28 protein-coding genes are annotated in these 17,958 nt (G+C 68.0%); 1 reads left to right on the top strand and 27 read right to left on the bottom strand.

The window, feature by feature from the left end; translation table 11 throughout:
* Nucleotides 1-2 precede the first annotated feature (2 nt).
* The 27 genes from ACTUAL_RS19080 to rpsL form a co-directional block, all read right to left on the bottom strand.
* Complete coding sequence (locus tag ACTUAL_RS19080; RefSeq protein WP_096497120.1) at nucleotides 3-554, bottom strand: adenylate kinase; 552 nt, start codon at nucleotides 552-554, stop codon at nucleotides 3-5.
* Nucleotides 555-1,865, bottom strand: coding sequence for a preprotein translocase subunit SecY (secY, locus tag ACTUAL_RS19075; RefSeq protein WP_440901208.1), 1,311 nt, complete (start codon nucleotides 1,863-1,865; stop codon nucleotides 555-557).
* 518 nt (nucleotides 1,866-2,383) lie between these two features.
* Entirely contained in the window at nucleotides 2,384-2,827 is a 444-nt protein-coding gene (gene rplO / locus ACTUAL_RS19070) for a 50S ribosomal protein L15 (protein WP_096497121.1), read from the bottom strand.
* On the bottom strand, nucleotides 2,824-3,009 hold the full coding sequence (gene rpmD / locus ACTUAL_RS19065; RefSeq protein WP_015805275.1) for a 50S ribosomal protein L30: 186 nt from the start codon (nucleotides 3,007-3,009) through the stop codon (nucleotides 2,824-2,826). Before rpmD ends, rplO begins: the two co-directional genes overlap by 4 nt.
* 2 nt (nucleotides 3,010-3,011) lie before the next feature.
* Nucleotides 3,012-3,617 (bottom strand): 30S ribosomal protein S5, encoded by a 606-nt coding sequence (gene rpsE / locus ACTUAL_RS19060; protein ID WP_015105247.1) that lies wholly within the window; start codon nucleotides 3,615-3,617, stop codon nucleotides 3,012-3,014.
* A gap of 34 nt (nucleotides 3,618-3,651) precedes the next feature.
* Nucleotides 3,652-4,050, bottom strand: coding sequence for a 50S ribosomal protein L18 (rplR, locus tag ACTUAL_RS19055; RefSeq protein WP_096497122.1), 399 nt, complete (start codon nucleotides 4,048-4,050; stop codon nucleotides 3,652-3,654).
* 1 nt (nucleotide 4,051) lies between these two features.
* The gene (gene rplF / locus ACTUAL_RS19050; RefSeq protein WP_096497123.1) at nucleotides 4,052-4,591 is read right to left on the bottom strand and encodes a 50S ribosomal protein L6; all 540 of its coding nucleotides are present in this window, start codon (nucleotides 4,589-4,591) and stop codon (nucleotides 4,052-4,054) included.
* 17 nt (nucleotides 4,592-4,608) lie between these two features.
* A complete protein-coding gene (gene rpsH, locus ACTUAL_RS19045; RefSeq protein ID WP_015805278.1) occupies nucleotides 4,609-5,007 on the bottom strand; it encodes a 30S ribosomal protein S8 in 399 nt (132 codons plus the stop codon).
* Nucleotides 5,008-5,147: 140 nt separating this feature from the next.
* Nucleotides 5,148-5,333, bottom strand: coding sequence for a type Z 30S ribosomal protein S14 (locus ACTUAL_RS19040; RefSeq protein ID WP_015805279.1), 186 nt, complete (start codon nucleotides 5,331-5,333; stop codon nucleotides 5,148-5,150).
* A gap of 3 nt (nucleotides 5,334-5,336) precedes the next feature.
* Entirely contained in the window at nucleotides 5,337-5,900 is a 564-nt protein-coding gene (gene rplE, locus ACTUAL_RS19035; protein WP_015805280.1) for a 50S ribosomal protein L5, read from the bottom strand.
* Complete coding sequence (gene rplX, locus ACTUAL_RS19030) at nucleotides 5,900-6,214, bottom strand: 50S ribosomal protein L24 (protein ID WP_015805281.1); 315 nt, start codon at nucleotides 6,212-6,214, stop codon at nucleotides 5,900-5,902. Before rplX ends, rplE begins: the two co-directional genes overlap by 1 nt.
* Before the next feature lie 2 nt (nucleotides 6,215-6,216).
* Nucleotides 6,217-6,585 (bottom strand): 50S ribosomal protein L14, encoded by a 369-nt coding sequence (gene rplN, locus ACTUAL_RS19025; protein WP_015805282.1) that lies wholly within the window; start codon nucleotides 6,583-6,585, stop codon nucleotides 6,217-6,219.
* A 62-nt stretch (nucleotides 6,586-6,647) separates the two neighbouring features.
* A complete protein-coding gene (gene rpsQ, locus ACTUAL_RS19020) occupies nucleotides 6,648-6,929 on the bottom strand; it encodes a 30S ribosomal protein S17 (RefSeq protein WP_096497124.1) in 282 nt (93 codons plus the stop codon).
* Nucleotides 6,926-7,174 carry a 50S ribosomal protein L29 gene (rpmC, locus tag ACTUAL_RS19015; RefSeq protein ID WP_096497125.1) on the bottom strand — a complete coding sequence of 83 codons (249 nt, stop codon included), beginning with the start codon at nucleotides 7,172-7,174 and terminating at the stop codon, nucleotides 6,926-6,928. Before rpmC ends, rpsQ begins: the two co-directional genes overlap by 4 nt.
* Nucleotides 7,174-7,593, bottom strand: coding sequence for a 50S ribosomal protein L16 (gene rplP / locus ACTUAL_RS19010; protein ID WP_096497126.1), 420 nt, complete (start codon nucleotides 7,591-7,593; stop codon nucleotides 7,174-7,176). The genes rpmC and rplP overlap by 1 nt, the downstream gene beginning before the upstream one ends.
* Nucleotides 7,594-7,596: 3 nt before the next feature.
* Complete coding sequence (gene rpsC / locus ACTUAL_RS19005; RefSeq protein ID WP_440901207.1) at nucleotides 7,597-8,424, bottom strand: 30S ribosomal protein S3; 828 nt, start codon at nucleotides 8,422-8,424, stop codon at nucleotides 7,597-7,599.
* A complete protein-coding gene (gene rplV, locus ACTUAL_RS19000; protein WP_096497127.1) occupies nucleotides 8,424-8,825 on the bottom strand; it encodes a 50S ribosomal protein L22 in 402 nt (133 codons plus the stop codon). The genes rpsC and rplV overlap by 1 nt, the downstream gene beginning before the upstream one ends.
* 35 nt (nucleotides 8,826-8,860) lie before the next feature.
* Entirely contained in the window at nucleotides 8,861-9,142 is a 282-nt protein-coding gene (gene rpsS, locus ACTUAL_RS18995) for a 30S ribosomal protein S19 (RefSeq protein ID WP_015105260.1), read from the bottom strand.
* Between the two features lie 18 nt (nucleotides 9,143-9,160).
* On the bottom strand, nucleotides 9,161-9,994 hold the full coding sequence (gene rplB / locus ACTUAL_RS18990) for a 50S ribosomal protein L2 (RefSeq protein ID WP_440901206.1): 834 nt from the start codon (nucleotides 9,992-9,994) through the stop codon (nucleotides 9,161-9,163).
* A gap of 22 nt (nucleotides 9,995-10,016) precedes the next feature.
* On the bottom strand, nucleotides 10,017-10,316 hold the full coding sequence (gene rplW / locus ACTUAL_RS18985; RefSeq protein WP_015805289.1) for a 50S ribosomal protein L23: 300 nt from the start codon (nucleotides 10,314-10,316) through the stop codon (nucleotides 10,017-10,019).
* Nucleotides 10,313-11,008 carry a 50S ribosomal protein L4 gene (gene rplD, locus ACTUAL_RS18980; RefSeq protein WP_015805290.1) on the bottom strand — a complete coding sequence of 232 codons (696 nt, stop codon included), beginning with the start codon at nucleotides 11,006-11,008 and terminating at the stop codon, nucleotides 10,313-10,315. The genes rplW and rplD overlap by 4 nt, the downstream gene beginning before the upstream one ends.
* Nucleotides 11,009-11,010: 2 nt before the next feature.
* On the bottom strand, nucleotides 11,011-11,661 hold the full coding sequence (gene rplC, locus ACTUAL_RS18975; protein WP_440901205.1) for a 50S ribosomal protein L3: 651 nt from the start codon (nucleotides 11,659-11,661) through the stop codon (nucleotides 11,011-11,013).
* 51 nt (nucleotides 11,662-11,712) lie between these two features.
* The gene (rpsJ, locus tag ACTUAL_RS18970; protein WP_003938093.1) at nucleotides 11,713-12,018 is read right to left on the bottom strand and encodes a 30S ribosomal protein S10; all 306 of its coding nucleotides are present in this window, start codon (nucleotides 12,016-12,018) and stop codon (nucleotides 11,713-11,715) included.
* Nucleotides 12,019-12,362: 344 nt separating this feature from the next.
* Entirely contained in the window at nucleotides 12,363-13,556 is a 1,194-nt protein-coding gene (gene tuf, locus ACTUAL_RS18965; protein ID WP_440901204.1) for an elongation factor Tu, read from the bottom strand.
* A gap of 137 nt (nucleotides 13,557-13,693) precedes the next feature.
* A complete protein-coding gene (gene fusA, locus ACTUAL_RS18960) occupies nucleotides 13,694-15,796 on the bottom strand; it encodes an elongation factor G (RefSeq protein WP_440901203.1) in 2,103 nt (700 codons plus the stop codon).
* Between the two features lie 87 nt (nucleotides 15,797-15,883).
* The gene (gene rpsG / locus ACTUAL_RS18955) at nucleotides 15,884-16,354 is read right to left on the bottom strand and encodes a 30S ribosomal protein S7 (RefSeq protein WP_440901202.1); all 471 of its coding nucleotides are present in this window, start codon (nucleotides 16,352-16,354) and stop codon (nucleotides 15,884-15,886) included.
* The gene (gene rpsL / locus ACTUAL_RS18950) at nucleotides 16,354-16,728 is read right to left on the bottom strand and encodes a 30S ribosomal protein S12 (protein ID WP_015805295.1); all 375 of its coding nucleotides are present in this window, start codon (nucleotides 16,726-16,728) and stop codon (nucleotides 16,354-16,356) included. The genes rpsG and rpsL overlap by 1 nt, the downstream gene beginning before the upstream one ends.
* A 701-nt stretch (nucleotides 16,729-17,429) precedes the next feature.
* Here rpsL and ACTUAL_RS18945 point away from each other — a divergent pair.
* A partial coding sequence (locus tag ACTUAL_RS18945; protein WP_440901201.1) for a YbaB/EbfC family nucleoid-associated protein occupies nucleotides 17,430-17,958 on the top strand: 529 nt, incomplete at its 3' end.

Here is a 17,958-nt window from a genome sequence, read left to right as displayed (position 1 = left end):
GGTCACTTCTCGCCGCGCAGCGCGGCCAGCGCCCGCTCGCTGATCTCGGTGACGTCGCCGACCGCGTCGATCGTGACGACGATGCCGGAGTAGTACTCCAGCAGCGGGGCCGTCTCGGTGCGGTAGACCTGCTGGCGGTGCCGGATGACGTCCTCCTTGTCGTCGGCGCGGCCGCGGGCGAGCAGCCGCTCGACGACGATCTCCTCGTCGATCCGGAACTCCAGCACGGCGTCCAGCTCGTGCCCCTCGGACGCGAGCAGGGCGCCGAGGACGTCCGCCTGGGCGACGTTGCGCGGGAACCCGTCGAGCAGGAAGCCGTTCGCGGCGTCCGGCTCGGCGAGGCGCTCGCGCACCATCTTGTTCGTCACCTCGTCGGGCACGAGCTCGCCGGCGTCCAGGTACTCCTGGACCTCCTGGCCGAGCGGGGTCTGCTCGCTGATGTGCGCGCGGAACAGGTCCCCCGTGGAGATGTGCGGCACGGCGAGCGCGGCGCTGAGATTCTTGGCCTGCGTGCCCTTGCCCGCTCCGGGCGGGCCGACGAGAACGAGTCGCATCTAGCGGAGGAACCCTTCGTAATTGCGCTGCATGAGCTGGCTCTCGATCTGCTTCACGGTGTCGAGGCCGACACCGACCATGATCAGCACCGCCGTGCCGCCGAGGGGGAAGTTCTGGTTCTGGCCCTCACCGGTCAGGTCGAGGAACAGGTTCGGCAGGATCGCGACGATACCGAGGTACAGCGAGCCGGGCAGCGTGATCCGCCCCAGGACGAAGCGGAGGTACTCGGCGGTGGGGCGGCCCGGCCGGATGCCGGGGATGAACCCACCGAACTTCTTCATCTCGTCGGCGCGCTCGTCCGGGTTGAACGTGATGCCGACGTAGAAGTAGGTGAAGAAGACGATCAGCAGGAAGTACAGCGAGATGTGCACCGGGCTCGACTGGGAGACCAGGTGGGTCGCGACGAAGGTCTGCCACCAGCCGGGCGCCGAGCCGTCGTTGGCGGCGGTCAGGCGCGAGATCAGGTCGGGCAGGTAGAGCAGCGACGAGGCGAAGATGACCGGGATGACGCCGGCCTGGTTGACCTTCAGCGGCAGGTAGGTCGAGGTGCCGCCGTACATCCTGCGGCCGATCATGCGCTTCGCGTACTGGACGGGGATGCGGCGCTGGGCCTGCTCCACGTAGATGACGCTGGCGATGATCAGCAGGGCCGACACGCAGACCAGCGCGAAGGTCAGGCCGCCGCGGCTCCAGATGACCTGGCCCTCGACCGGGACGCGGGCCGCGATGCCGGTGAAGATCAGCAACGACATGCCGTTGCCGATGCCCTTCTCGGTGATGACCTCGCCGAGCCACATGATGACGCTGGTGCCCGCGGTCATGGTCACGACCATGACGATCAGGGAGAAGATGCTGTCGTCCGGGATGACCGGGACGTCGCAGTTGGCGAACAGCTGACCGCGCACCGCCAGGGCGATGATGCCGGTGGACTGCAGGACCGCGAGCGCGATCGTCAGGTACCGGGTGTACTGGGTCAGCTTGGCCTGGCCGGACTGGCCTTCCTTCTTCAGCTGCTCGAACCGCGGGATGACCACGGTGAGCAGCTGGACGATGATGCTCGCGGTGATGTAGGGCATGATGCCCAGCGCGAAGATCGACAAGTTCAGGAGCGCGCCGCCGCTGAACAGGTTGATCAGGGAGTAGATGCCCTGCTGGTCGACCTGCTCGACGCACTTTTTGACGTTGACGAACGAGACGCCCGGCGCGGGCAGGGTCGCGCCCAACCGGTACACCACGATGATCCCCAGCGTGAAGAGGATCTTCTTGCGTAGGTCCGGCGTCGCGAGAGCCGAGCGGAATGCGCCGAGCACGCGAACCTCCATCAGCGTTGCCGCCCCGCGTGGGTCGGCATCCTGCGGTACCGGCCGTTTTGCCGGCACGGTCTTGTGGGCTCCCGCCGGACAGGGCCGGCGGTGGTGGAAGCGACGGGTAGCCGCGACCGACCCGGAACCATCCGGGTACAGCCCGCGACTTTAACAGCCGCTGGGCAGGTCACCGCATCCAGTCATCCCCCACACTTACTACCCGATCGGCACCGGTGACCGGCAAGCCCCCGAATGGATCAAGTTCGGGGAGCGTAGCCGCTGGTTACGCCCATCGCGAACAGGTTCGCGAAGTGGGACGCCGGACAGGGGTGCCGCAGTCCGCGCGCACCTGCTAACGGCGCAGAAGTCATCCAAATGTCACCCCTGGGAGTGGTGGACGACGATCAGCGGGCGCGAATCCGGCGCCGGGCGGCCCGATCCGGAACGCGAAACGGCCCCCGGAGTCGGAACTCCGGGGGCCGTTCAGCAGTTCAGGCGTCACACGCCCGTGTCTGAGGCGAGGCTCAGAGGACGGTGGTGGTGCCACCGGCGGCGGCGATCTTCTCGACCGCGCTGCCGGAGAACTTGTTGGCGACGACGTCGAGCTTGACGCCGTTGATGTCGCCGTCGCCCAGCACCTTCACCAGCTCGTTCTTGCGAACGAGGCCGGCGTTGATGAGCGCGTCCACGTCGACCCGGCCGCCCTTGGGGAACAGGCGGGCGAGGTCGGCCACGTTCACGACCTGGTACTCGGTGCGGAACGGGTTGCGGAAGCCCTTGAGCTTGGGCAGGCGCATGTGCAGCGGCATCTGGCCACCCTCGAAGCGCGGCGAGACGTTCTTCCGCGCTCCGGTGCCCTTGGTGCCGCGACCGGCGGTCTTGCCCTTGGAGCCCTCACCACGACCCACGCGGGTCTTCTTGGTCTTGGCGCCGGGGGCCGGCCTCAGGTCATGGATCTTGATGGTCACGACTGGACCTCCTCGACGACCACCAGGTGGCGCACGGCGTGGATGAGCCCGCGCACCTGCGGCGTGTCCTCGCGGACCACCGACTGGCGGATCTTGCGCAGCCCCAGGGTCCGCATGGACTCCCGGTGGTTGTGCTTGGTACCGATGGTGCTCTTCACCTGGGTGACCTTGAGCTGTGCCATGGTCACACCGCCCCTGCGCGGGCGCGGAGCATGCCGGCGGGAGCGACGTCCTCGAGCGGCAGACCGCGGCGGGCGGCCACCTCCTCCGGACGCTGGAGGCCCTTCAGGGCCGCCACGGTGGCGTGCACGATGTTGATGGCGTTGTCGGAGCCCAGCGACTTGCTCAGCACGTCGTGGACACCGGCGCACTCCAGCACCGCGCGGACGGCGCCACCGGCGATGACACCGGTACCGGCCGAGGCCGGGCGCAGCAGCACGACACCGGCCGCCTTCTCACCCTGGACCGGGTGGGGGATGGTGCCCGCGATGCGGGGGACGCGGAAGAAGTTCTTCTTCGCCTCCTCGACGCCCTTGGCGATGGCGGCCGGAACTTCCTTGGCCTTGCCGTAGCCGACGCCCACCATGCCGTCGCCGTCGCCCACGACCACGAGGGCCGTGAAGCTGAACCGGCGACCACCCTTGACGACCTTGGAGACGCGGTTGATCGCGACAACGCGCTCCAGGTGCGGGGTCTTCTCCTGGGCCGCGCCGCCGCGGCCGCCGTCACGACGGTCGCGGCGCTCTCCGCGCTCGCCCCCGCCGCCTTCGCGACGCGTGCGTCCTGGCATCAGGCGTCCCTCTCAATTCCGGTGATGATCATTGTCAGAACTCCAGCCCCGCCTCGCGGGCGGCATCCGCGAGAGCGGCGACCCGGCCGTGGTAGGCGTTGCCACCGCGGTCGAACACCACCTTGCTGATGCCGGCGTCCTTGGCGCGAGCCGCGGCCAGCTGACCGACCTTGGCGGCACGGGCCTTCTTGTCGCCGTCGAGCGCCCGGACGTCCGCCTCGACCGAGGAGGCAGCCGCCAGGGTGTGGCCCGCGAGGTCGTCGATGATCTGCACGGTGATGTGCTTCGACGAGCGGTGCACGACCAGGCGCGGGCGCTCCGCCGTGCCGCTGACCTTCTTGCGGAGGCGGAAGTGACGGCGGGTCTTCGCGATGCGGCGGGTGGTCGAGATGTCCTTGCCCACCGGCTTGCGCTTCGTTGCAGTCTCGCTCATGTCACTTACCCGTCTTTCCGACCTTGCGGCGGATCTTCTCACCCGAGTAGCGCACGCCCTTGCCCTTGTACGGGTCGGGCTTGCGCAGCTTGCGGATGTTCGCGGCGACCTCGCCGACGAGCTGCTTGTCGATGCCAGCCACGGAGAAGCGGGTCGGCGTCTCCACCGCGAAGGTGATGCCCGCGGGGGCCTCGACCTTGACCGGGTGGCTGTAGCCCAGGGCGAACTCGAGGTCCGAGCCCTTGAGAGCCACGCGGTAACCGACGCCGTGGATCTCCATCTTCTTCTCGTAGCCCTGCGTCACGCCGACGACCATGTTCTGCACCAGGGTGCGGGACAGGCCGTGGAGCGAGCGGCTGCGGCGCTCGTCGTTCGGGCGCTTGACCTCGAGCGTGCCGTCTTCGGCCTTCTCGAGGGTGATCGGCTCGGCGATCGTCAGGTTCAGGGTGCCCTTCGGCCCCTTCACGCTGACGGCCTGGCCGTCGATGTTCACGTCGACCCCGGAGGGGACGGTGATCGGCAGCTTTCCGATGCGCGACATGCCTTCAGTCCCCCCTTCTACCAGACGTAGGCGAGGACTTCTCCGCCCACGCCCTGCTTGTTGGCCTGGCGGTCGGTCAGCAGACCGCCAGAGGTCGAGATGATCGCGACGCCAAGACCGCCCAGCACCTTCGGCAGGTTGGTCGACTTCGCGTAAACCCGCAGACCGGGCTTGGAGACGCGGCGGAGGCCTGCGATGCTGCGCTCCCGGTTCGGGCCGTACTTCAGCTCGATCACCAGGTTCTTGGCGACCTCGCCATCCTCGTCGCGGTAGCTGGCGATGTAGCCCTCGCGCTTGAGGATCTCGGCGATGTTCGCCTTCAGCTTCGAGTGCGGCATCACGACCTTGTCGTGGTAAGCCGAGTTCGCGTTCCGCAGACGAGTCAGCATGTCTGCGATCGGGTCGGTCATCGTCATGGTGACCTGGTCAACCTTTCTCGCTGCGGTTCCCCAGCCAGGGTCCGAGCGGCCCGCCCCCTCGCGGGGGCGGGGCGCTGGTCGTGGACGGGCCTACAGCGAAGTGGATGTAGAGAGAAAAACCGGCCGCCGAGGCGGGACTACCAGCTCGACTTGCTCACGCCGGGCAGCTCGCCCCGGTGGGCCATCTCGCGCAGGCAGATCCGGCACAGGCCGAACTTGCGGAACACCGAGTGCGGACGACCGCAGCGCTGGCAGCGGGTGTAGGCGCGCACCTTGAACTTCGGCTTGCCCGCCGCCTTGTTGATCAGAGCCTTCTTGGCCATCTGTCAGTTCTCCTTGAACGGGAAGCCCAGGTGCTTGAGCAGCGCCCGGCCCTCCTCGTCGTTGGTGGCGGTCGTGACGACCGTGATGTCCATGCCGCGCGGGCGGTCGATGGCGTCCGGGTCGATCTCGTGGAACATCGACTGCTCGTTGAGGCCGAACGTGTAGTTCCCGTTGCCGTCGAACTGCTTGCCGGACAGGCCGCGGAAGTCGCGGATGCGCGGCAGCGCGATCGTCAGCAGGCGGTCCAGGAACTCCCACATGCGGTCGCCGCGCAGCGTGACGCGGGCGCCGATGGGCATGCCCTCGCGGAGCTTGAACTGCGCGATGGACTTGCGGGCCCTGCGGACCTCGGGGCGCTGGCCGGTGATGATCGACAGGTCGCGCACGGCGCCCTCGATCAGCTTGCCGTCGCGGGCGGCGTCGCCGACACCCATGTTGACGACGACCTTCACGACGCCGGGGATCTGCATCACGTTCGCGTACTCGAACTGCTTCTGCAGCTCGGCGGCGATTTCCTCGCGGTAGCGGGTCTTCAGCCGCGGCGTGATCTTCTCAGCGGTGGTCATCAGATGTCCTTCCCGTTACGACGGGAAATGCGGACCCGCTTGCCCTCGTCGTTCGTCCGGTAGCCCACACGGGTCGGCTTGCCGTCGGAGTCGACCACCATCACGTTGGACACGTGGATGGGGGCCTCCTGGGTCACGATGCCGCCCGACTGCGCGCCGCGCTGGGTCTGCGTGATCCGGGTGTGCTTCTTGATGCGGTTGACGCCCTCGACCAGGACGCGGTCCAGCGCGGGGTAGGCCTGGATGACCTTGCCGCGCGCACCCTTGTCCTTGCCGGCGATAACCACGACGGTGTCGCCCTTCTTCACCTTCATGGTCAGAGCACCTCCGGCGCCAACGAGATGATCTTCATGAACTTCTTGTCGCGCAGCTCACGGCCGACCGGGCCGAAGATGCGGGTGCCGCGCGGCTCGTTGTCGTTCTTGATGAGCACAGCGGCGTTCTCGTCGAAGCGGATGTAAGAGCCGTCGGGACGGCGCTTCTCCTTGACGGTCCGGACGACGACGGCCTTGACCACGTCGCCCTTCTTGACACCCGCGCCGGGGATTGCCTGCTTCACCGTGGCGACGATGATGTCCCCGATGCCCGCGTAGCGACGGCCGGAACCACCGAGAACACGGATGCAGAGGATTTCCTTCGCACCGGTGTTGTCGGCGACCCGGAGCCGCGACTCCTGCTGGATCACTTACCTGTCTCCTTGACCATTCCTGGCCCGCCAGATTTCCGACCTGACGGGCTCGGTCTGACTTACTTGGCCTTCTCGAGGACCTCGACGAGCCTCCACCGCTTGGTGGCGGACAGCGGCCGGGTCTCCATGAGGAGGACGCGGTCGCCGATGCCAGCGGTGTTCTGCTCGTCGTGCGCCTTCACCTTGGTGGTGGAGCGCATGACCTTCGAGTAGCGGCGGTGCTTCTTGCGGTCCTCGACCGCGACCACGATCGTCTTGTCCATCTTGTCGGACACGACGAGGCCCTCGCGCACCTTGCGGTAGTTGCGCGCCTCGGTGGTCACTTCTTCGTTCTCGCTCATGCCGCACCCTCACCAGTGGAAGCCGCATCGGGGGAAGCCGAGAGACCCAGCTCCCGCTCGCGCATCACGGTGTAGACCCGAGCGATCTCGTTCCGGACCGTGCGCAGGCGGCGGTTGTTGTCGAGCTGCCCGGTGGCCATCTGGAAGCGGAGGTTGAACAGCTCCTCCTTGGCCTCCCGAAGGCGCAGCACGAGCTCCTCTTCAGTCAGCTCGCGCAGCTCGGAAGCGGTGGTACCCGCTGCCATCAGAAGTCACCACCCTCACGCGTGACGATGCGGCACTTCATCGGCAGCTTGTGGATCGCGCGACGGAGCGCCTCACGGGCGATTGCCTCGTTCGGGAAGGACATCTCGAACAGGACACGGCCCGGCTTGATGTTGGCCACCCACCACTCCGGAGAGCCCTTGCCGGAACCCATGCGGGTCTCGGCGGGCTTCTTCGTCAGCGGGCGGTCGGGGAAGATGTTGATCCACACCTTGCCACCGCGGCGGATGTGCCGGGTGATGGCGATACGAGCCGACTCGATCTGCCGGTTGGTCACGTAGGCGGGCTCCAGGGCCTGGATGCCGAACTCGCCGAAGGTGACCCTCGTGCCGCCCTTGGCAGCACCGGAACGACCGGGGTGGTGCTGCTTGCGGTGCTTAACCCTGCGCGGGATGAGCACGACTCAGCCCTCCGTCTTCTCTTCGGTCGCGGCCGGCTTGTCGCTGGCCTGTGCGTCAGCCGCGGCACGACCGGCCTCGGTGCTCGTCGCGGTGGTGCCGCTGGCACCGGAGCGACGGGCCCGGTTGGGGCGGTCACCGCGGTCGCGCCGGGGCGCGCGCTCGGCCGAGGGGGCCGCGTCGCGCTCGCGCTTGGCGCTGATGCCACCGACCACGTCGCCCTTGTAGATCCACACCTTGACGCCGATGCGGCCGAACGTGGTGCGGGCCTCGAAGAAGCCGTAGTCGATGTCGGCGCGGAGCGTGTGCAGCGGCACGCGGCCGTCGCGGTAGTGCTCCGAGCGGGACATCTCGGCGCCGCCGAGGCGACCGCCGCACTGCACGCGGATGCCCTTCACCTGCGGGGAGCGCATGGCCGACTGGATGGCCTTGCGCATCGCGCGGCGGAAGGCGACGCGGTTGGACAGCTGCTCGGCGACGCCCTGCGCCACGAGCTGCGCGTCCGACTCGGGGTTCTTGACCTCGAGGATGTTCAGCTGCACCTGCTTCTTGGTGAGCTTCTCCAGCTCACCGCGGATGCGGTCGGCCTCCGCGCCGCGACGGCCGATGACGATGCCCGGCCGGGCGGTGTGGATGTCGACGCGGACCCGGTCACGGGTGCGCTCGATCTCCACCTTGGAGATGCCTGCACGCTCCATGCCACGCGAGAGCAGCTTGCGGATCTTGACATCCTCGGCCACGTACTCGGCGTACTGCTTGTCGGCGTACCAGCGGGACTTCCAGTCGGTGGTGATCCCCAGCCGGAAGCCGTGCGGGTTGATCTTCTGACCCACTACCGAGCACTTCCCTTCGCGCTGGTCTTCTTGGGACGGCTCTCCACCTCGACGGTGATGTGGCTCGTCCGCTTGCGAATCCGGTACGCGCGGCCCTGGGCACGCGGGCGGAATCGCTTGAGGGTCGGACCCTCGTCCACGTAGACCTTCGACACCCAGAGGGTGTCGGGGTCCAGGGACAGGTTGTTCTCGGCGTTGGCCACGGCGCTCGCGAGCACCTTGCGGACCGGCTCAGATGCCGCCTGCGGCGCGAACTGGAGCACGGCCAGGGCCTCGCTGGCGCTACGACCCCTGATGAGCTCGACGACGCGACGCACCTTCATGGGCGTGTCGCGGACGTAGCGAGCCCGAGCCACGGCGCGCGGGAACTCCGGCGCTTCGGCTTCGTTACGGGCGTTCATCGCTGCTTCCCCTTGCTCTTTTCCTAGTTCGACGCCTAGCGGCGGCGCGACTTCCGGTCGTCCTTGATGTGACCCTTGAACGTGCGGGTCGGGGCGAACTCGCCGAGCTTGTGCCCGACCATCGCCTCCGTCACGAACACCGGCACGTGCTTGCGGCCGTCGTGCACCGCGATCGTGTGGCCCAGCATGTCGGGGATGATCGTCGACCGGCGGGACCAGGTCTTGATGACGGTCTTCTTACCCGACTCGTTGAGGACGTCCACCTTCTTGAGCAGGTGGTCGTCCACGAAGGGGCCCTTCTTCAGGCTGCGAGGCATCCTTCACTCCCTCCCTGCTCAGCGCTTCTTACCGGTGCGACGACGCCGGACGATGAGCCTGTCGCTTGCCTTGCGGCGGCGGGTACGGCCTTCGGGCTTACCAGCCGGGTTCACCGGGTGGCGACCACCGGAGGTCTTACCCTCACCACCACCGTGCGGGTGGTCGACCGGGTTCATGGCGACACCACGGACGGTCGGGCGCTTGCCCTTCCACCGCATGCGGCCGGCCTTGCCCCAGTTGATGTTCTGGTGCTCCGCGTTGCCGACCTCGCCGATCGTGGCGCGGCAGCGCACGTCCACGTTGCGGATCTCGCCCGAGGGCATCCGCAACTGGGCGTACGGGCCGTCCTTGGCGACGAGCTGGACGCTCGCACCCGCGGAACGCGCGATCTTGGCGCCGCCACCGGGGCGCAGCTCGATCGCGTGGACGACGGTGCCGACCGGGATGTTCCGGAGCGGCAGGTTGTTGCCCGGCTTGATGTCGGCCTTGGGGCCGTTCTCGATCACGTCGCCCTGGTGCAGCTTGGCCGGGGCGATGATGTAGCGCTTCTCGCCGTCGACGTAGTGCAGCAGCGCGATCCGGGCGGTGCGGTTGGGGTCGTACTCGATGTGAGCGACCTTGGCCGGGATGCCGTCCTTGTCCGTGCGGCGGAAGTCGATCAGGCGGTAGGCCCGCTTGTGGCCGCCACCCTTGTGCCGCGTCGTGATCTTGCCCGAAGCGTTGCGGCCACCGCGGCCGTGCAGCGGGCGGACCAGCGACTTCTCCGGCGTCGACCGAGTGATCTCGGCGAAGTCGGAGACGCTCGCACCGCGACGACCGGGGGTCGTCGGCTTGTACTTGCGAATGCCCATCTCTACGCAGTCCTCGTCGTCATCAGGCGGCCGGGCCGCCGAAGATCTCGATCGGCTTGCTCTCGGCGGACAGCGTCACGATGGCGCGCTTGGTGTCCTTGCGCTTGCCGTAACCCGTCTTGGTGCGCTTGCGCTTGCCCTGACGGTTGATCGTGTTGACGCTGACGACCTTGACGCCGAAGACCTTCTCCACGGCAATCTTGATCTGGGTCTTGTTCGAGCCGGGGGACACCAGGAAGGTGTACTTGTTCTCCTCGAGGAGCCCGTAGGACTTCTCGGAGATCACCGGCGCGAGCAGGATGTCCCTGTGGTCGGGGATCACTTCTCGTCCTCCTGTGCCACCTCGGACGAACCGGCGACCGCCTCGGCCGAGCCCTTGCCCTGCTGGGACTTGCTCGCGAGGAACACGTCCAGGGCGCTCTTGCTGAACACCACGTCGTCGTTGACCAGCACGTCGTACGTGTTGAGCTGGTCGGGCGCGATGACGTGCACGTGCGTCAGGTTGCGCAGGCTCACCCACGACACGTCCTCGTCGCGCAGCAGCACGACGAGGATGCGGCGGGCGGTGCTCACCGACTCCAGGACCTTGCGGGCGGTCTTGGTGGAGGGCTTGTCGCCCTCGACGAAGCCGGTCACCACGTGGACCTGGTTCGCGCGGGCCCGGTCGGAGAGGGCACCGCGCAGGGCGGCGGCCTTCATCTTCTTGGGGGTGCGCTGCGAGTAGTCGCGCGGCACGGGGCCGTGCACGACGCCACCGCCTGCGAACTGGGGCGCGCGGGTCGAGCCCTGGCGGGCGCGGCCGGTGCCCTTCTGCCGGTACGGCTTCTTGCCGCCACCGGAGACCTCGGCGCGGGTCTTCACCTTGTGCGTGCCCTGGCGCGCGGCGGCCTGCTGGGCCACGACGACCTGGTGCAGCAGGGAGATGTTGGCCTGCGCGTCGAACACGGCGCCGGGCAGCTCGACGCTGCCGTCGGTCTTGCCGTCCGGGGTGCGGACCTCAACGGACGTCGTCATGATCAGGCACCACCCTTCGCAGCGGTCTTGACGAACACGGTGCCGCCCTTGGGGCCGGGAACGGCGCCCTTGATGAGCAGCAGGCCGGACTCGGCGTCCACCCGGAAGACCTTGAGGTTCTGGGTCGTCACGCGGGCGTGGCCCATGCGGCCCGCCATGCGGAGACCCTTGAACACGCGGCCGGGCGTGGCGCAGCCGCCGATCGAACCGGGCGAGCGGTGCTTGCGCTGGGTGCCGTGGCTGGCGCCCAGGCCGGCGAAGCCGTGGCGCGTCATGACACCGGCGTCGCCCTTGCCCCTGCTGGTGCCGACGACGTCGACAACCGCGCCAGCCTCGAACACCTCAGCGGTGATCTCCTGGCCGACCTGGTACTCGGAGGCGTCCGTGGTGCGCAGCTCCGCCAGGTGGCGGCGGGGCGTGACGCCCGCCTTGGCGAAGTGGCCCGCAACGGGCTTGATGACCTTGCGCGGGTCGATCGCGCCGAAGGCCAGCTGCACGGCCGAGTAGCCGTCGTTCTCCTGGGTCCGAACCTGGGTGACCACGTTCGGCTCGGCCTTGACGACGGTCACCGGGACGACCCGGTTGTTCTCGTCGAAGACCTGAGTCATGCCGAGCTTGGTGCCCAGGAGGCCCTTAACCTGCCTGTCAGACATGGGTCTCGTTACTCTCCGCCCCAAATGGGATCAACACTGCCGCGTCCACGCTTACTGAATGTTGACGTCGACGCTCGCCGGCAGGTCGATGCGCATGAGCGCGTCCACCGTCTTCGGCGTCGGGTCGAGGATGTCGATCAGACGCTTGTGCGTGCGCATCTCGAAGTGCTCGCGCGAGTCCTTGTACTTGTGCGGCGAGCGGATGACGCAGTAAACGTTCTTCTCAGTGGGCAGCGGCACAGGCCCGACGACCCGAGCGCCGGTGCGCGTCACGGTCTCGACGATCTTGCGCGCGGACGCGTCGATCGCCTCGTGGTCGTAGGCCTTGAGCCGGATGCGGATCTTCTGTCCCGCCATAGTGGCTTGCCGTTCCTCTGCTTCTAGTACCGCCGCGGTGCGGGCACCTTTCGCGAGGTCACGGGACCTCCGGCGCGCTCCGCCCCCTATTCAGGACTGACACCCAGCGGTGTCACGGTGCCCGGTCCACGCGGTCGGGCGTGTCGCCCTCCCGGCCATAAACCGGTCCCACTGATGAAACCTGTGGGATTTTGTGCCCAACACAACTTCAACGATCTTACCCCGCTCGTGACGGGGCGGCCAGGTCCATGGTTCTGAACCGGCCGCCCCGACGAGCAACCCGTCAATAGTTGCACACTCTCGTGCGCAAGCCAAATCCGGGGGGTGTTTCAGTTAGCGCGAGGTCACTTGATGATCTTGGTGACCGAGCCCGCACCGACGGTGCGGCCACCCTCGCGGATGGCGAACCGCAGGCCCTCGTCCATGGCGATCGGCTGGATCAGCTTCACGGCCATGGTGGTGTTGTCGCCCGGCATGACCATCTCGGTGCCCTCGGGGAGGGTCACGACGCCGGTCACGTCGGTGGTGCGGAAGTAGAACTGCGGGCGGTAGTTGTTGAAGAACGGGGTGTGGCGACCGCCCTCGTCCTTCGACAGGATGTAGACCTGCGCCTCGAACTCGGTGTGCGGAGTCGTGGTGCCGGGCTTCACGATCACCATGCCGCGCTCGACGTCCTCGCGCTTGATGCCGCGGAGCAGCAGCGCGGCGTTGTCGCCCGCGCGGCCCTCGTCGAGTAACTTCTTGAACATCTCGATCGAGGTGACCGTGGTCTTCTTCGAGGTCTCCTTGATACCGACGATCTCGATCTCGGAGTTGACCTGGATGATGCCCCGCTCGATGCGACCGGTGACGACGGTGCCACGACCGGTGATCGTGAAGACGTCCTCGACCGGCATCAGGAACGGGCGGTCGACCTCGCGCTCCGGCTCCGGGATGTTCTCGTCCACGGCGTCCATGAGGCCGATGAGCTTCTCGCCCCACTCGGCGTCGCCCTCCAGCGCCTTCAGCGCGGAGACGCGGACGACGGGCAGGTCGTCACCGGGGAACTCGTACTCGGAGAGCAGCTCGCGCACCTCGAGCTCGACGAGCTCCAGGATCTCCTCGTCGTCCACCATGTCGGCCTTGTTCAGGGCCACCACGATGTAGGGCACACCGACCTGGCGGGCCAGGAGCACGTGCTCCTTGGTCTGCGGCATCGGGCCGTCCGTGGCGGCGACCACGAGGATGGCGCCGTCCATCTGCGCCGCACCCGTGATCATGTTCTTGATGTAGTCCGCGTGACCGGGGCAGTCGACGTGCGCGTAGTGGCGCTTGTCGGTCTGGTACTCGATGTGCGCGATCGAGATCGTGATGCCGCGCTGCTTCTCCTCCGGCGCCTTGTCGATCTGGTCGAACGGCGTGAAGGGGTTCAGGTCCGGGTACTTGTCGTGCAGGACCTTGGAGATGGCAGCGGTCAGCGTCGTCTTGCCATGGTCGATGTGACCGATGGTGCCGATGTTGACGTGCGGCTTCGTCCGCTCGAACTTCGCCTTCGCCACTGGATTGTCCTCCTGGACTTCTATTGCTTTACCCGGCGGGTGTGGTTCGACCCGCCGGGCGTCACGTCAGGGTTTTGCGGACCCCAGGGACTGAACCCCCGGAGAGCCCGCGTGGTGCTGCGGTGCTCCGGTTTGGGTTACTCGCCCGTCGCCTTTGCGATGATCTCCTTCGAGACGTTCGCGGGAACCTCTGCGTAGGAGTCGAACGTCATCGAGTAGTTCGCCCGACCCTGGGTCTTGGACCGCAGGTCACCGACGTACCCGAACATCTCCGACAGCGGCACGAGCGCCTTGACGACGCGGGTTCCGCTGCGCTCCTCCATGGCCTGGATCTGGCCGCGGCGGGAGTTGAGGTCGCCGATCACGTCGCCCATGTACTCCTCGGGCGTGGTGACCTCGACAGCCATCAGGGGCTCGAGGATCGCGGGGCTCGCCTGGCGAGCCGCTTCCTTGAGGGCCATCGAACCGGCGATCTTGAACGCCATCTCCGACGAGTCGACCTCGTGGTAGGCGCCGTCCGTCAGCGTCAGCTTCACGCCGACCAGCGGGTAGCCCGCCAGCACGCCGTACTGCATGGCGTCCTGCGCGCCCGCGTCGACCGAGGGGATGTACTCCCTCGGGATGCGACCACCGGAGACGGCGTTGACGAACTCGTAGAGCGCGCCGTCTTCCTTCTTCTCCAGCGGCTCCAGGTCGATGAGGACCTTCGCGAACTGGCCGGAGCCACCGGTCTGCTTCTTGTGGGTGTAGGAGTACTTCTCCACCTTGCGGCGGATGGTCTCCCGGTACGCCACCTGCGGCTTGCCGAGGTTGGCCTCGACCTTGTACTCGCGGCGCATGCGGTCCACCAGGATGTCCAGGTGGAGCTCGCCCATGCCGGCGATGATGGTCTGGCCGGTCTCCTCGTCGAGCTTGACCCGGAAGGTCGGGTCCTCCTCGGCGAGCTTCTGGATCGCGGTGCCCAGCTTCTCCTGGTCGGCCTTCGTCTTGGGCTCGATGGCCACCTGGATGACGGGCTCGGGGAAGGTCATCGACTCGAGGACGATCGGGTGAGCCGGGTCGCACAAGGTCTCACCGGTCGTGGTGTCCTTGAGACCGATCACGGCGTAGATGTGCCCCGCCATGGCCTCGGTGACCGGGTTCTCCTTGTTGGCGTGCATCTGGAAGATCTTCCCGATGCGCTCCTTGCGGTCCTTGGTCGAGTTGATGACCTGGGCCCCGGAGGCGACCTGACCCGAGTACACCCGGATGTAGGTCAGCTTGCCGAAGAAGGGGTGCGCGGCGATCTTGAACGCCAGGGCGGCGAACGGCTCGTCCGTGGAGGGCTTGCGCGTGACCACGGTCTCGCCGTCCCGCAGCGTGCCCTCGACCGGCGGGAGGTCGAGCGGCGACGGCAGGTAGTCGATCACGGCGTCGAGCATGGGCTGGACGCCCTTGTTCTTGAACGCCGAGCCGCAGAGCACCGGGTACGCGGTGCCCTCCTTGACGATCTGGCGGATGCCCGTCTTGATCTGCTCGACGGACAGCTCCTCGCCCCCGAGGTACATCTCCATCAGGGCGTCGTCGGTCTCGGCCACGGCCTCGACGAGCTGCTCGCGGTACTCCTGCGCGCGCTCCAGCAGATCCGCGGGGATCTCCTCGACGGCGTAGTCCTCGCCCTTCTGGACCTCGCCGCGCCAGGTGAGGGCGCGCATGTTGATCAGGTCGACGACGCCGATGAAGTCGCTCTCGGCACCGATCGGGATCTGGATCGGGAGGGGCTTCGCGCCAAGACGCTCGGAGATCGTCTTGATGGTGAAGTAGAAGTCCGCGCCCAGCTTGTCCATCTTGTTGACGAAGCAGATGCGGGGAACGTCGTACTTCGAGGCCTGCCGCCACACCTGCTCGGACTGGGGCTCGACGCCCTCCTTGCCGTCGAACACCGCGACGGCGCCGTCCAGCACGCGGAGGTTGCGCTCCACCTCGACCGTGAAGTCGACGTGGCCCGGCGTGTCGATCAGGTTGATCTGGTGGTCCTTCCAGAAGCAGGTCGTCGCGGCCGACGTGATCGTGATGCCGCGCTCCTGCTCCTGCTCCATCCAGTCCATCACGGCCGCGCCGTCGTGAACCTCGCCGATCTTGTAGCTGATCCCGGTGTAGAACAGGATCCGCTCGGTCGTCGTGGTCTTGCCCGCGTCGATGTGGGCCATGATGCCGATGTTCCGGACCTTGGCCAGATCAGTGAGCACGTCCTGTGCCACGGGTGTTTCCCCTGTCTTGAGCTAGCTGGTAGCAGGCTCACTAGGGCCGGGAGCGGCCCGGCCGGGTGTCCCCGGCCGGGCGTCGCGTCACCAGCGGTAGTGGGCGAAGGCCTTGTTCGACTCGGCCATCTTGTGGGTGTCCTCGCGGCGCTTGACGCTCGCGCCCAGGCCGTTGCTCGCGTCGAGCAGCTCGTTCATCAGGCGCTCGATCATGGTCTTCTCACGGCGCTGCCGGGAGAAGAGGATCAGCCAGCGCAGGGCGAGCGTGGTCGAGCGACCCGGCTTGACCTCGATCGGCACCTGGTAGGTCGCACCACCGACGCGGCGGCTCTTGACCTCCAGGGCGGGCTTGACGTTGTCGAGCGCGCGCTTGAGCGTGACGACCGGGTCGGTGCCGGTCTTCTCGCGGGCGCCCTCGAGGGCGCCGTACACGATCCGCTCGGCCACGGAGCGCTTGCCGTCGACCAGCACCTTGTTGATGAGCTGGGTCACCAGCGGAGAGCTGTAGACCGGGTCGGAGATCAGCGGCCGCTTCGGGGCCGGTCCCTTGCGGGGCATCAGCTCTTCTCCTTCTTCGCGCCGTAGCGGCTGCGAGCCTGCTTGCGGTTCTTGACGCCCTGGGTGTCGAGCGAACCGCGAATGATCTTGTAGCGGACGCCGGGGAGGTCCTTCACACGACCGCCGCGCACGAGCACCATCGAGTGCTCCTGCAGGTTGTGGCCCTCACCGGGGATGTACGCGGTGACCTCGATGCCGCTGGTCAGGCGAACACGGGCGACCTTGCGCAGAGCCGAGTTCGGCTTCTTGGGCGTGGTCGTGTAGACGCGGGTGCACACACCGCGCCGCTGCGGGCTGCCCTTGAGGGCCGCCGTCTTCTGCTTGGCGACCTTGTCCTGCCGGCCCTTGCGGACCAGCTGCTGGATCGTTGGCATACGCCTGGCTGCTTCTTCCGTTCACGTGCCCGCCGCTGGGGCGGCGAGCGCTGTTACCTGGTCCCTCTCTGCACCCGAGGTCGGGCGTGTCGCGCCCCACCGGCATGGCCGAGCGGGGGTTGAACCGCCTCACCACAGGTCCGCAGGCCACGTCCCAGGACGCCCCTGCGTGTGGAGGACACCGCGACCCGCCTTCCAGAACAACTGGCGCGTAGGCACGCGGAGCGGCCCGACATGGGTCGGGCACGAGTACCAAAGATACTCCGCACGGTTAGCACCGGTCAAAACGGCCCCGCCCCGGGGGCGGATCCCGCAGTCGTTCACCCGTGCGGACGATTCAACCACCGGTTCGGGAGATCCGCATCCGGGTTTCCCGGCGCAGTTCAGCGCCGCGTGGCCACCAGTGGCACGGGGTTCACCGAACCGCGCGACGGGACCCGCGCACGGTCGGCGGTCACCCTCGCGCAGACGGGGGCGGTCACCGCGCGATCGCCCGCCCGGACGGGGGGGCGCGGGGAGCGGGACGGCGCGACCGGCCCCACCCTCCGGACCGCGTTCGGACGGCCACTTCGGACAGTCCAGGACGGACCGCCCGCGCGCCCCGGAGCAATGCGCCGATTCCCGGTACAGGGGTCCGCGGGAGCATTAGATTCCGATGCGCTCCCCCTCACCCACCGTCACCGGAAGGCCCCGACGCCGCCATGCCCGACTGGGACGACAACGACGCGCTGGCCGCCCGGAACGCCCAGCTGCGCGACACCCTCGACAGCGTCATGCGCGAGGTGAGGCAGCGCACCGAGGCGTTGAAGGACGTGCAGGCCGCCGTCGCCGCCCTGTCCGGTCGCGCGTCGTCGCCGGACGGCGCCGTGACCGCGGTGGTCGACGCGACGGGCGTGCTGGACCGGCTGGAGCTGTCGCCCCGCGCGTTCGAGCGGTCCACCCCGGAGCAGCTGGCCAGGACCATCACCCAGGTGGTGCGGCAGGCCGCAGGCTCGGTCCGCGAGCAGGTGAGCGGCGCGGTGGCCCCGCTGGCCGAGGACGGCGGGCGCCTGGTCGACCTGCCCGACGTGCTGCCGGGCGCGCCGTCGCTGCGGGACGTGCTGAGGGTCGAGCAGCGCGACGTCCCCCCGCCGCCCCCGCCGCCCGGTGACGACTTCGACGGCCCGGTGCTGCGCGGCGCGTCGGCCCCGCAGCCCGAGCCGCCCGCCGCGCAGCCCCCGTACGGCCAGC

This window comes from Actinosynnema sp., assembly GCF_052038725.1.
Note: the sequence above shows the minus strand (reverse complement) of the source record. Positions and strands in the feature narration are given on the sequence as shown.